The 12,755-nt window shown below is 51.2% G+C and carries 11 protein-coding genes; 6 read left to right on the top strand and 5 right to left on the bottom strand.

What is annotated here, in order from left to right; translation table 11 throughout:
* The first annotated feature begins 75 nt into the window (after positions 1 to 75).
* Complete coding sequence (locus tag EOE65_RS08340) at positions 76 to 1,125, top strand: M48 family metallopeptidase (RefSeq protein WP_127693856.1); 1,050 nt, start codon at positions 76 to 78, stop codon at positions 1,123 to 1,125.
* A 100-nt stretch (positions 1,126 to 1,225) separates the two neighbouring features.
* Positions 1,226 to 1,492, top strand: coding sequence for a hypothetical protein (locus EOE65_RS08335; protein WP_127693855.1), 267 nt, complete (start codon positions 1,226 to 1,228; stop codon positions 1,490 to 1,492).
* Between the two features lie 49 nt (positions 1,493 to 1,541).
* On the opposite strand, the gene EOE65_RS08330 is transcribed toward EOE65_RS08335, so the two are convergent.
* Entirely contained in the window at positions 1,542 to 2,399 is an 858-nt protein-coding gene (locus EOE65_RS08330; protein ID WP_164847057.1) for a LysR family transcriptional regulator, read from the bottom strand.
* A 135-nt stretch (positions 2,400 to 2,534) separates the two neighbouring features.
* Between EOE65_RS08330 and EOE65_RS08325 the strand changes: the two genes are divergently transcribed.
* Entirely contained in the window at positions 2,535 to 3,629 is a 1,095-nt protein-coding gene (locus tag EOE65_RS08325) for an alcohol dehydrogenase family protein (protein WP_206052638.1), read from the top strand.
* A 31-nt stretch (positions 3,630 to 3,660) separates the two neighbouring features.
* On the opposite strand, the gene EOE65_RS08320 is transcribed toward EOE65_RS08325, so the two are convergent.
* From EOE65_RS08320 to EOE65_RS08305, 4 genes are all read right to left on the bottom strand, one after another.
* Complete coding sequence (locus EOE65_RS08320) at positions 3,661 to 4,587, bottom strand: LysR family transcriptional regulator (RefSeq protein ID WP_127693853.1); 927 nt, start codon at positions 4,585 to 4,587, stop codon at positions 3,661 to 3,663.
* Positions 4,588 to 4,659: 72 nt separating this feature from the next.
* Positions 4,660 to 5,496, bottom strand: a complete 837-nt coding sequence (yghU, locus tag EOE65_RS08315) for a glutathione-dependent disulfide-bond oxidoreductase (protein WP_127693852.1) — start codon at positions 5,494 to 5,496, stop codon at positions 4,660 to 4,662.
* A gap of 10 nt (positions 5,497 to 5,506) precedes the next feature.
* Positions 5,507 to 6,181, bottom strand: coding sequence for an NAD(P)H-dependent oxidoreductase (locus tag EOE65_RS08310; RefSeq protein WP_127693851.1), 675 nt, complete (start codon positions 6,179 to 6,181; stop codon positions 5,507 to 5,509).
* Between the two features lie 182 nt (positions 6,182 to 6,363).
* Positions 6,364 to 8,877 carry a CoA transferase gene (locus EOE65_RS08305; protein WP_127693850.1) on the bottom strand — a complete coding sequence of 838 codons (2,514 nt, stop codon included), beginning with the start codon at positions 8,875 to 8,877 and terminating at the stop codon, positions 6,364 to 6,366.
* A 492-nt stretch (positions 8,878 to 9,369) separates the two neighbouring features.
* Here EOE65_RS08305 and EOE65_RS08300 point away from each other — a divergent pair, with 492 nt between their 5' ends.
* The 3 genes from EOE65_RS08300 (at position 9,370) to EOE65_RS08290 (ending at position 12,682) form a co-directional block, all read left to right on the top strand.
* Positions 9,370 to 9,828, top strand: a complete 459-nt coding sequence (locus EOE65_RS08300) for a universal stress protein (protein WP_164847056.1) — start codon at positions 9,370 to 9,372, stop codon at positions 9,826 to 9,828.
* A complete protein-coding gene (locus EOE65_RS08295) occupies positions 9,821 to 11,431 on the top strand; it encodes a BCCT family transporter (protein WP_206052637.1) in 1,611 nt (536 codons plus the stop codon). The genes EOE65_RS08300 and EOE65_RS08295 overlap by 8 nt, the downstream gene beginning before the upstream one ends.
* A gap of 93 nt (positions 11,432 to 11,524) precedes the next feature.
* Complete coding sequence (locus tag EOE65_RS08290) at positions 11,525 to 12,682, top strand: iron-containing alcohol dehydrogenase (protein WP_127693848.1); 1,158 nt, start codon at positions 11,525 to 11,527, stop codon at positions 12,680 to 12,682.
* The last annotated feature ends 73 nt before the right edge of the window (positions 12,683 to 12,755 follow it).

The raw sequence follows: 12,755 nt of genomic DNA, 5'->3' as shown, positions 1-12,755 counted from the left end.
CCTTGTGCTTTTTTAACTTTAAGCGGTTGTGCTGGACTTGACTCATTTTCAGGTGGGAATGATTTTGATCAGCCGTTGATAGAAAAAGTCAATCCTGAGTTTGATGAGGACTCAATTGTTAGGCGCGGAGTTAAGGCTGATTTTTACTATACCATGGATGAAAGCCGAGGTTTTATTCGAGATCGGCAAGCCGAGCAGTACGTCAATAATATTCTTAGTCATATAAAGAAAGCATCGGGCTTCAATATAGAAGGGAAAGCATATTTAATTCCCTCACGAGCAATAAATGCTAGGGCGCATGCAGATGGTAATATCTACATAAACTATGGAGCGCTAGTACAACTCGAAAATGAAGCCTCTTTCGTAGCAATCGTTGCGCATGAGTACGCTCATCTTCTTCTAGGGCATCACTATTCCGACCGCTACCTTGCGTACCAAAAACGGCTGTTCAAAATTAAAAACCGCATCATGTCACTTAAGTACAGTATTGAACGAAGCTTGCGTGACAAGCAGACGACATCGCAAGAGTATAGTCTTAAGCGTGATGCGCTATTTCAACTCATCTTTTTAACTGAGGGTTTCATTAACCCTACTTGGCAGCGTTCACAAGAGCTAGAAGCAGATATGCTTGCATACGATTTAATGCAGCGAGCAGGATACAGTACAGGTGGGTTTAGCGAGTTTTTTAATATCCTGGAAAAGAGTGAGCATGACTTGGAAGCAGAGCGAAAGGCTGAGTTGGAGTCATTAATAGAAAATAGTTCATTGACCGATAAGTTCAAAATCGCCAGTACTGAGATGGTTCGTAGCCTTTCACGTCTTTTTTCAGAAGATCATCCACCAGCTGATGTACGCGAAGATAGTTTGAGGTCATATAAGCTTGCAAGCTTGAAGTATTTCCAACGCCTGGGCATAAGAGCTTCGAAATTAAGAGGTGAAAGCGCACAATGGAGAGCGCTAAAAAAACGCAGAACGACTCAACGTATCTATGATGCGATTGAAAACGCAAAGCTGGCTAGGCTTGCTTTAGCAAGCGGTAATGCGGGTGATGCAGGAAAATACAGCGCTAAGGCAAGAAAGGCTTCTTGGTGGCGATCAGTCGTCGCTATCTCATCAGCCTTTTAGTCGCTCAGTCAGAGCTGACTTTAGGCTGAAAAACCGACAGAAGGCTGGAGCCCTAGCCAACTTACAATATGCGAAAAAGTCTCCATATGTGCCATTTAGTATGCGATTAGAAGCTTATCAGCTTTCTCCATCGGCTGGCCGCTATCGCGTTCTATTGAAACATTTCTATAAGTACCAGTCCCCTCCGTACGTTTACCGCGAAATGATTAGTTTGGCGCGAGAAGTAGGTCACAAGAAGACAGCGGATAAGCTTCGTAAAGCGTGTGAAGATCAATACTTAGAGCAATTAGGCTCTTGCGAGCCTGATACTAAGACTATTTTAGAGCAGTTTAATGTATCGGATATTATGGCAGAGCTCAGAGGGTAGCTGCGTAGCCGGTTAAGCATACGCTTTAACAACGTCTTTGTAAGTCGCGCTATTGATAATAGCGCGACGCTTTCAAGATACAGTCTGTAATGCGATTCAGTGATTTGGGTTGTAATGAGTTTGTATGAATTAAGTTAGCCGTGAGCACATGGCTTTCTGGCCAGCCGGGTAGCTCGCGCAGTTCGGGGTTGGTGTATAGGCACGACTCGGGCAGTAAGCTAACCGCCAGGCCACTTGCAACAGCAACCTCTAGGTTGATGATCTCCGCGCTCTTTACCACTGGCTTAAAGTTGATCTCACGTTTCTTAAGGTCGTTAAGGCAGATGTCCCTGAGGATACAGTCACCATCGTAGAGCGCGACGGGGAGAGCTGTGTTTGGCTCAACCTCTAGGTGTTTGGCGCCAAGCCATAGCAGCCGTTCCGACCAGAGAGTTTCGCTATCTTCCAAAGTGGGTTCTCCTGTCACAATAGCGATATCAACCTCGGCTCTGGTTACCATCTTGCGTAACTCACGGCTGCGCGCGCATGTCACGAGGGGCACGAGTTCAGGAAACGTGAGGCGTAACTGCGGTATGAAATGGCGTAAAAAGTAGGGCGCATAATCGGTGGGAACACCAAAATGCACCTCTCCCCGGAGTGGCGCTTTGCTCAACGCATTGAGGGTTTCGTTGTTTAAGCTGAGCAATTTGTCGGTATATGCGAGTAATGTTTCGCCTGATTGGGTGAGTTTGATACCGCGGTTGTTGCGCTGCAAAAGGCTGGTTTCTAGTAGCTCTTCTAATCGTTTGATCTGCATGCTGATAGCCGCTTGCGAGCGGAACAGCTTAGAAGCCGCGCCTTTAAAGCCACCTTCGGCGACAACCGTTGCAAAGGTGTTTAGCAGTTCAAAATCTAACAGCGGTTTCATAAGCGGCCCTATCAGCATAGTTTGTGGTTCAATAAAACTGAATTATGGTCTTAAGTATATTCGTTTGACGAAATTATGAGCAAGCCGTTAGCCTAACCTGATGTTGCACAATAACAGCGAGAAGAGGCGCTAATCATGCCAACAGATAGCATCCCAACGACAATGAGTGGGGTCGTGTTAACCGGCCACGGCGGGCTGGATCAACTAGAGTACCGTCACGATCTTCCCGTACCAGAGCCCAAAGCTGGCGAGGTATTGATCAAGGTGGGTGCCAGTGCGATCAACAATACCGATATCAATACCCGTATCGGCTGGTATTCCAAAGCGGTGCAGTCTGGCACCGATACAGGTGCCACTCAGGGCTTTAGTGATGTGGATGCTGGGAATGCCACATGGTCAGGTGCGGCACTGAGCTTTCCCCGTGTGCAAGGCGCAGACTGCTGCGGAGAGATTATCGCGGTGGGTGCGGGTGTCGATGCGGCTCGTATTGGTGAGCGGGTGCTGGTGCGGCCGATGCATCCGAGCTGTGAGCATGCAGCAACCTACGCTTTCATCACGTTTGGTTCAGAGCGCGACGGTGGGTATGCGCAATACACGACGGCGCCTGCACGTGAAGCATTTGCTATCCAGAGCGACCTTACCAATGCACAGCTGGCGTCGTTTCCTTGTGCGTACTCGACAGCAGAAGGAATGCTCGAAAAAGCAGTGGTTGATGCCAATGATAGGGTGTTAATCACAGGTGCGTCCGGCGGAGTTGGCTCGGCAGCTGTGCAATTGGCTAAGCGCCGCGGTGCTTATGTGATCGCGATATGTGGCGCTGAGAAAAAAGCCCAAGTTGAAGCGTTAGGCGCTGATGAGGTGATCGCCCGTGATGCACCGTTAGCGCAGGCGCTTGATTCAGAGTCGGTCAGTGTAGTGGTGGATCTTGTGGCGGGTGGCCAGTGGCCACAACTGCTGGATGTATTGCAGCGCGGTGGGCGCTATGTGGCATCGGGCGCAATTGCCGGGCCGATTGTCGAGCTGGATGTACGCACTCTGTATTTGAAGGATCTGAGCCTGTTCGGCTCCACATGGCAGCCGCGGCAGGTGTTTGCCAATCTGATTCGTTATATCGAAGCCGGTGAGATTAAACCTCAGGTTGCAGCACGTTTTGATCTGGCTGATATCCAGCAAGCTCAAGCGGTGTTTCTGGAGAAGAAGTACGTTGGCAAACTGGTACTGACACCCTAAGTGATAAGGCTCCCATAAGGAGCCTTTGTAGTTAAATTTCGTGGATCATATCGTCCATATTGATCTCTCGCTCATCATGGAAATGGTCGAGCATATGATCAATAAATAGGCGTGTTTTTGCAGGTAGGTAGTTGCGCGATGAGTAGTAGATCATCACTGGGATTGGGTCGGCTTCGTACTCGCGCAAAATACGATAAAAACAGCCCTGCTCAATGTAGTTTTTTGCATGCCCGATACTCACTGCGGCAATACCAACCCCCATCTCAACCGCTTTGACGGCAGCTGATAGGTTGTTAACGATCAGGTTGCCTTCTGGCTCTATTTGCAGCAGCTCACCATCAACACGGAAGTTCCATGTTTTCTTGCGCCCAGTGGTGGAAGAGCGGTAAGCAATACAGTTGTGTTCGACAAGCTCAGATGGGGTTTTTGGCATCCCGTACTTATCAACGTAGCAACGGTTTGCAACCAAAATGGGTTGGACTTTGTAAAACTCCCGAGCGATCAGGCGGCTATCTTGGTTCAACATGACACCAATGCCCACATCCGCGCCCTCTTTTACAAGATCACCGATGCGGTCATCAAAGCGCAGGTCGATCTCGATATCGGGGTACTTTTCGATAAAAGATGGGATCAGTGGGAGCACCACCATGCGTCCAAAGCTATCCGGCAGGTTGACCTTTAAGCGGCCATGCGGCGCTTTTTGCTTATCGGTACTGAGGCGGATCTGATCTTCAAGTTGATCCACCAGTTGGCCGGTGCGCCGGAATAGATCGTGGCCATCTTCTGTGAGTGTGAGTGAATGGGTTGTGCGATGAAACAGACGTAAGCCGAGGTTCTTTTCAAGCTGCGCAACCGCTTTACTCACGGCTGCGGATGAAACACCAAGCTGGCGAGCCGCTTCTGAGAAGTTGCCGTTTTTTACTACGGCTATAAAAACGGGTAACTGGTTTGGAATCATTGAGCGCGATAGGCCCCTTTATCTCGTATGGGTGGTTGCTGCCCGGTGTTCGGGCAGCTGTCTATGTTAAGTTTAGTCCAGATCGTTGGCGCTGTGGCGCTCAGCCAGCTGCTCCGACTCATCGCCCCAGACACGGTTAACACGGCGGCCGCGTTGTACCGCAGGGCGTTGAGCAATCCGCTCAGCCCACGCGATCACGTTGGGGTAATCGCTAACGGATAGGAACTCTGCGGCGCCATAGAGTTTGCCCTGCACCAAAACGCCATACCATGGCCAGATCGCGATATCAGCGATGCTGTATTCGTCACCAGCAATATAGGCATGATCTGCTAACTGACGCTCTAGAACGTCTAGTTGGCGCTTGGTTTCCATGGTGAAGCGGTTGATAGGGTATTCAAACTTTTCTGGCGCATATGCGTAGAAGTGGCCAAAGCCGCCCCCTAAATAAGGTGCTGAGCCCATCTGCCAGAATAGCCAGTTCATCACCTCAGCTTTCGCTGCTGGCTCTTTTGGCAGTAGTTCGCCAAATTTTTCCGCAAGATAGAGTAAGATAGACCCCGATTCAAAAACACGTACGGGTTCGTCAGCGCTACGGTCTAAAAGCGCCGGGATTTTCGAATTTGGGTTCACATCCACAAAGCCACTCGAGAACTGATCGCCCTCATTGATGCGGATGAGCCAAGCATCATATTCGGCACCGCTGTGGCCAAGCGCCAGCAACTCTTCAAGCATGACGGTGACTTTGACACCATTGGGTGTGGCTAACGAGTACAGCTGAAATGGGTGCTCGCCTGTCGGTAATGCTTTGTCGTGGGTAGGGCCTGCGATAGGGCGGTTTATGCTGGCAAATTCGCCCCCGTTGGAGCTGTCCCACGTCCATACTTTTGGTGGGGTGTAGGATGTTGTCATGGGTGTCTCCTTAGTTTTTAAACGGTGGAATACTCAGCGGCGTATCGCGAGTTATATTCTCTAAACGCGACTGATATTGATCTAGCAATACGATGCGTTCTTGCTCGCTAAGTTCCGCAGGCTCATAGGCGATAAACGGTGGTAAGACCTGAAATCCCGTCATCGCTAAGACACCGCGGTGAATCGGCTTAAGAACGCCCAGCATATCGCCATGTGCGCCATCTGGCTCATACATACACTTAGGGTCGCCTGTGGTGACTGCGAGCAATGCTTGCTTATCGGTAAAGCGGCCACACTCATAACGAGCTTCTTGGCAGTAGGTTTGCTGGTACACAAAGATACGGTCGATCCAGCCTTTCACCATCGCCGGCATCGCGAACCAGCACAGCGGAAACTGGAACAGTAGCAGATCACACCAAGCGAGCTTCTCAAGCTCGGCGGCAACGTCGTCTGAAAAGCAGTGCTGTTCAACAGCATGTTGCTCCTCGTGCTGCTGCTTAAAGTATTCAGCGTTGGCCGCAAGTGTAAAATTATGGCGGCCGGAAACCGGGTTAAACGATTGTGCGCCAAGGTCAGATGTTTGAACATCGTGCCCCTGTGCTAACAGTGTTTTTTGCGCAGTGCGCAACATGGCTGCGTTAAAGCTTGCCGGTTCCGGATGCCAGTAAACAATTAATACATTCATAGTTTAAGGGCTCCCTATTGTTTCGCTAGGGTAAGCCAAGGGCAGGTGGTGCGTGTAGGGCATGACCGGGTGGAACGGTTTCAACCGTTGGTTGAAGTATATTGGCTGCGGGGGCTTCTAGTAGGAGAGCGTGCGGGATAAAAGTGCAGGTGCATATTGATACATACACCTGCAAAGGGTGATTAACTCGGTAAGAACTCCTTGCCCCAACCAAGGCCGGCAATCTTGCGCTCGATCATGTCGTCGATCTCGTTATCTGAGTAGCCCACCTCACGCAGGACCTCGCGAGTTGAGTGGCCAAAGCGCTCAGTTGGAGCGACTGCTTTAATGCGCGCTTCCGTCGGACGGATCGAGTAGTGGTCGATCTGTGTTAGGCAGTGGCCGCTTGGGTGGTCAGGGTAGATCGAGAACGCATAGCTGCCCTTATCGATACCCGGCGAACCATCGGCGATTCGGCTGTACTGCTCACGCAGTGTCTCGATCGATAGCGGCGTTGCTGCGGCGATATCAGCACTGTGCAGTACGTCGATCCAGTAGTCAGTGGATGCTTGGGCAAAGGCTTCCGTTAGGAAACTGCGAACATCGCTGGTGCTCTCGACACCGGCCAACCCCTCAATAGCCGCCAGTTTAGGCAGTTCTTGGGTATTGGAGTCTAGGAAGATCCAGCCGTCTGCTGTCTGGTAAAAATAGGACAGCTCATGGTTGCCCAATGCTTCGCGGCCAGAGGCTTCGTTAAAGGGTGCGCGCCCCTCATAATCAAATGCGAACGGCACTTGCGCAAGGTTAGTAACCGCCGACAAGGATGTACGAGTACGCGATACAATGCCCGTTTTGTGCTTGTGGTAGATCGCTAACGCCATGCCAAGCCCTGCCGCGAAGCCACAGTTTACATCCAGTGTTCCTAAGTGCGCGTGCTCTTCTGGTGTATCTGGACCGCCGAACCGGCTCATGATGCCGCTGTTGGCCTGAATGATATCGTCGTAACCGATGTAGTTTGTTTTCGGGCCTGGGCGCGGACCACCGAGGCAGTCAAGGCGGCAGAAAAGCACACCCGGGTTCACCGCTTGCAAGCTGTCGTGATCTAAACCGAGTGGCTTCATTTGACGATCAGGTGCATTGATCAACACAAGATCCACTGAGCGAACCAGACGGTTAAACGCCTCGCGCCCGTCATCGGTGGTGATATCCACTAGCGCCTTCTTCTTCCCCATATCCGTTTGGAAGGTGAAAAGCGTGCCGATCAGCGGATCATACAAGGGCGTTACCGGATCAAGCTTGATCACTTCCGCACCGAAGCGGCCCAAGAATGCGCCAGAGTGGGGGCCAGCAATGACGTTAGTGAGATCCAACACGCGTAAACCATCAAGCCAACCTTTGCCGCTGGCAGGTAAAATATTGTCACCCGTTGGGCGTGATAGCGGCTCTTGCGCGGCAGCGTTTTGCAGCGTCGCGAGCGCCTCTTCATAGCTGACATTGCGCCGCGGAGCAGGCGTGAGCATCGCTTCGGCATTGTGTTCAAACCAGGTGATTGGCCCCGGTTGTTTCATCAGGCCATACTCTGGGTCATCAACTTCCACGATGAGGCCCGCAGTATTGGTGTGCTCGTCGTTGACCCACTCTTGGGTGGTGCGGTGCGGTGCGCCGGGGATCTGGCCCTCGCCAAAGATGCGTCCCCACTCATCGGATGTTTTGGTCAGGAAAGCTTGTTTCATCTTCGCTGAGATAATATCCGCCCACTTCTTCGGTAGTGGGTAAACACCAATCGAAGTTTCACCTTCCCACTCAGCGATAGGTTGGTGGAGATCTTTTACATCCGGTAAGCCTTCAGCGATCAACTCATCATAGATGCCGAGTGCTATCAGGGCGCGCTTAGCGTGGTTGCGGTGCGATGGGCAAACACAGTAAAACTTGCGGCCGTCGGCGCACTCATAAGTGCGGTAGAAGGGATCTAGGTACTCTTGAAGATCTGCGTAGGTCAGATTCATTTTGATGTTGTTGGTTTTGCGATACTCAATCTCATGCTCACGCATGGTTTTGTAGCGCTCAGGCAGACCTTCGACCACATAGGAGTTATAGGATAAACCCTCCATCAGCGCGGCTGTCACAGGCACTTCAATGCTATCACCGCGGCCCGTCTTTTCACGCTCTAGCAGTGCGAGTACCACTGAACTTGCAGCAAGGGAGGTGGCGTAAGAGGAACCGAGCGGCAGCGGTGAGAAGCTTGGCTCTATGCCCATTAGTACACGGTTAAAGCCCATATCAGTGAAGGCCCCAGAGGTGGCTGCAACAATCGCTTCGGTTGCTTTCCACTCGCGGCGCAGCTCGTCATTGCTGGCAAAACCGGGTACCGAAAGCGTAATCAACTCTGGGCGGTTTTGGCGTAGTTGCTCAAAATCGATACCCAGGCGTTGCATTACGCCCGGGCGGAAGCTCTCAATGACGATATCGGCTTCGGCAATCAGGCTGAGCGCCTGATTCAGTCCGGCTGCTGTTTTTAAGTCGAGCCGTAAGCAATGCTTGTTTCGCTGCAGCACTGCATTGGCAGGATGGTCCCACATTGGGCCCTCTGGCGGATCGATATGCACTACCGTTGCCCCTAAATCTGCGAGTGTCATCGCAACCGCGGGACCGGCAATCTGCTGGCCAAAATCGACTACACGGACGTCTTTCAGAGGTAGTTGATTGTTATTATTCATCTCGATTTATCCTGTCAAAAAAAGCGTCCAATCCGATAGCAGATGGTGGTGGACGCGCAGTTGTCATTCGCTAAGCAGACGCTCGGTCTGTGCTAAACGCTGTTCGCAGCACCCTGCATCGGTCTGGCTCCCGATAGGATTGAATGCCGTTGCGGTAGAGGTGACTGGTCCGGAGATGGTATGAACGAATTTTTTTTTGAACCAGCAATAAAAAATTAGCCTAAGGCGTCATTTTTTTTATGGCTTGTTTTGGGGTTTGCGCCGAATTACAGCTAAAGCTCGGTAAATATTAGATATTTCTTATGGTTTATTAGTGGTTATGATTTTTAGCTATAAAAAAAATTAGGTCTTAGGGGTTCTTTTTTTTTCTTTTCACGGCCGGGGGTATTTCATAACAATGGCCGTGAAATCACTTCATCAACAGGTTTGCCGAAGTGGTTTATGCCATTGGGCTCGAATAAAAATCATGAACCCCAAGCAAAGAGACGAATCATGCATAATAAATACAAGAATATCGTCATTCCGGTGGACTTGGCCCACGACTCGTCGTGGCGCGCCTCGTTGCCAGAAGCAATCGAATACGCCCGTAACCACAGTGCCGATCTCCATGTTGTTACTGTGGTGCCGAATGCAGATATCCCTGCCATTGCGGCGCATCTACCCGACGGTATTGACGCTCATATCCGCGAAGATGGCTTGCAGCATTTGCAGTCGCTGATCACTCAGCAGGTTCCTACTGGGATCCGCTCCCATGCTGCGGTGGGGCAGGGTAGTGTCCCTCGCGAAGTATTACGTATCGCCAAAGAGGTGAATGCGGACCTTATTGTGATGTCCTCACACCGCCCTGAGCTGAAAGACTATGTACTTGGCGCGAATGCGGCGCATGTAATGCGTCATGCCGACTGCTCAGTACTGGTCATCCGAGATAAGGGAGGGTTAGAGCATGCGTAACGAAACTATGCTCGCGAAAGGGGGCTTGCTTGCCGATACGTCGCCAATTATGGCGATTGGTTCTGGGCTGCTGGTCCTAGCCTTTGTGCTGTTTACGATCGTTGATCCTGAATATGCGAATGGGCTTTACAGTGCAGCAAAAAATTACATTGCCTCAGACCTTGCCTGGTACTACGTGGGCGTTATCAGCTGCTTTCTCTTTTTTTCAATTTGGCTCTCTCTTAGCCGCTACGGCAGTATCCGTCTTGGTAAAGACCATGATCGGCCCGAGTTTAGCAATTTCTCGTGGTTCTCTATGCTGTTCGGGGCAGGTATTGGTATCGGCATTCTCTTTTGGAGTATTGCGGAACCTATTTACCATTTTCAGAGTAATCCGCTAATTACAGAAGGCCAGCAACTGACTCAAGAAGCGGCTCAAGTTGCTATGCGCATCTCGATTTTCCATTGGGGTTTGCATGGTTGGGCGCTATTTTCAGTGATTGGTTTAGCGCTCGCGTATTTCTCTTACCGTAAAGGGCTGCCGCTGAGTATCCGCTCGAGCTTGTATCCGATCTTTGGTGAACGCATTTACGGTCCCATTGGGCATATAGCGGATCTATTGGCGGTGTTTGGTACGGTCTTCGGTATTGCCACGTCACTAGGTCTTGGTGCGCAGCAGATGAATGCTGGCCTGAGCTACCTGCTGGGTATTGAGGTGTCGTCGACCAATCAGGTCATATTAATCGTTGCTATCTCGATCATTGCGACCGTGTCTGCGCTTACGGGTGTGAATAAAGGCATTCGTATTCTAAGTGAGCTGAATATGCAGCTAACGGCGTTGATTCTGGTGCTATTTGTTGTTTTTGGCCCAACGGCATACCTGCTGGGTGCGTTTTTCACGAATACCGGTGACTACCTGCTTCACGCGGTTGAACTTGGCCTTTGGGTCGACCCTGATCCTGAAGGGCAGTGGCAAGGCTGGTGGACCATCTTCTATTGGGGTTGGTGGATCGCTTGGGCACCATTTGTAGGAATGTTCATTGCCCGAATCTCTAAAGGGCGCACGGTTCGCGAGTTTGTATTAGGCGTCTTGATCGCACCAACGCTACTTTCAACTTTCTGGATCACTATCTTTGGAAATAGCGCCATCTTCATGGAGTTGCATAGCCAAGGTGGTGTTGTTGAGGCGGTGAATAACGACATTACCATGGCGCTGTTCAAAACGATTGAGCTGATGGTGGCCAATGAGTGGCTAACCATGGTGTTGGCAGCGATCTGTACCGTCATGCTAGTGACCTACTTTGTGACGTCTGCAGATTCGGCAACATTGGTTATCTGTACATTGATCTCTGTCGGTAATGAACACCCACCTGCGAGACTGCGTGTGTTCTGGGGGCTAGCGATTGGTGCGGTAGCCGCGGTGCTGCTATACGCCGGCGGCCTCAAAGCGCTACAAACAGCGTCTATCGTGGCGGCGTTACCCTTCTCGGTCATCGCGATCATGGCGACCTACGGTTTATTGCGCTCCCTTCAGGAGGAGGTGAATCCGTGCCAGTCGTCAGTGGCTGAAGAGGCTCGCGAGATCGAAACTGAAGCTGATGGAGCATTGGTGCCTGAGCGCTAACCCCTAACCTAAACGCCCTCTATGGCATCGCATGGAGGGCACTCTTTCGATGATTACACTGTTTTTCCCACATGGCTGGGTGTCGGAGTTCTTATGTCTACACAAATCATTCTTCCTCGTGTCCTGCAAGTAGGCGAAGGTGCTAGCGGGGATATAGCTGGGGTCCTCGCCAGCTTAGGCTGTGCTAAGCCGCTCATCATTACCGATAAGATGATGGTGGAGTTAGGCTATGCCGCAGCGATTCAAACGAGTTTAGCTGATGCATCGATACGCGCAGATGTATTTGATGACACCGTGCCTGAGCCGACCATCAGTTCGATTCAAGCAGGCGTCGAAGCCGTTAAAAATGGTAGCTACGACAGTATTATCGCGCTCGGCGGCGGTAGCCCAATCGATAGTGCTAAGGCGATCGGAATTCTAGGGAAGTTCGGTGGTGATATGCGCGACTATAAGTTTCCGAGCATCGTTAATGAAGCTGGCCTACCGATTATAGCGGTACCAACCACCGCGGGTACCGGCTCTGAAGTCACGCGGTTTACGATCATCACTGATGACCAAAGTGACGAGAAGATGTTGTGCGTTGGGGCCGGCTTTATGCCAGTTGCGGCCTTGGTTGACTATAACCTCACATTATCATTGCCAGCCCGTATCACGGCAGATACCGGTATTGATGCGCTGACCCACGCGATGGAAGCTTATGTCAGTAAAAAAGCGAGCTTGTATAGCGATAGTCAGGCTATTGCGGCAATGCGCTTAATCGGGCCAAACCTACGCCGCGCTTATCATGACGGCAACGACAAACCCGCGCGTGAAGCGATGATGTTAGGTTCAACCCTTGCGGGTATTGCGTTTTCTAATGCCTCGGTCGCGCTAGTGCATGGCATGAGCAGGCCAATTGGTGCTGCGTTTCATGTGCCCCATGGGTTGTCTAACGCCATGCTCTTGCCAGCTGTAACGGAGTTCTCGATTCCAGAGGCATCAGCGCGCTACGCCGATTGTGCGCGAGCGATAGGTGTCGCTGATGAACATGAAAGCGATGCAGTGGCGAACGCTAAGTTAGTCGAGGAGTTGCGCGCCCTAAACGCTGAGCTACAGGTGCCAACGCCTGCCCAATTTGGGATTGAGCGGGCGGCTTTCTTTGACCTGCTGGAGACCATGGCCGAACAAGCATTAGCTTCTGGCTCTCCGAATAACAACCCCCGAGTACCGACCCACGCGCAGATCATCGACATCTATAAGCAGCTGTGGTGATCAATCGGCACGCATCTAATTAAGTCATAGGAGTAGTTATTAGGCTGCTCGATTCAATCTTGAGGAAACACCC

The sequence above is a fragment of the Neptunomonas marina genome (assembly GCF_004005935.1).
In the GTDB taxonomy this organism is placed as follows: domain Bacteria; phylum Pseudomonadota; class Gammaproteobacteria; order Pseudomonadales; family Balneatricaceae; genus Neptunomonas; species Neptunomonas marina.
This window is presented reverse-complemented; position numbering and strand designations above follow the sequence as displayed.

Bases quoted from the DNA above. Each gene is read 5' to 3' on its own strand.
- EOE65_RS08335 (WP_127693855.1), top strand. From the start codon at position 1,226: ATGCGATTAGAAGCTTATCAGCTTTCTCCATCGGCTGGCCGCTATCGC.
- EOE65_RS08330 (WP_164847057.1), bottom strand. From the start codon at position 2,399: ATGAAACCGCTGTTAGATTTTGAACTGCTAAACACCTTTGCAACGGTT.
- EOE65_RS08325 (WP_206052638.1), top strand. From the start codon at position 2,535: ATGCCAACAGATAGCATCCCAACGACAATGAGTGGGGTCGTGTTAACC.
- EOE65_RS08320 (WP_127693853.1), bottom strand. From the start codon at position 4,587: ATGATTCCAAACCAGTTACCCGTTTTTATAGCCGTAGTAAAAAACGGC.
- yghU (WP_127693852.1), bottom strand. From the start codon at position 5,496: ATGACAACATCCTACACCCCACCAAAAGTATGGACGTGGGACAGCTCC.
- EOE65_RS08310 (WP_127693851.1), bottom strand. From the start codon at position 6,181: ATGAATGTATTAATTGTTTACTGGCATCCGGAACCGGCAAGCTTTAAC.
- EOE65_RS08305 (WP_127693850.1), bottom strand. From the start codon at position 8,877: ATGAATAATAACAATCAACTACCTCTGAAAGACGTCCGTGTAGTCGAT.
- EOE65_RS08300 (WP_164847056.1), top strand. From the start codon at position 9,370: ATGCATAATAAATACAAGAATATCGTCATTCCGGTGGACTTGGCCCAC.
- EOE65_RS08295 (WP_206052637.1), top strand. From the start codon at position 9,821: ATGCGTAACGAAACTATGCTCGCGAAAGGGGGCTTGCTTGCCGATACG.
- EOE65_RS08290 (WP_127693848.1), top strand. From the start codon at position 11,525: ATGTCTACACAAATCATTCTTCCTCGTGTCCTGCAAGTAGGCGAAGGT.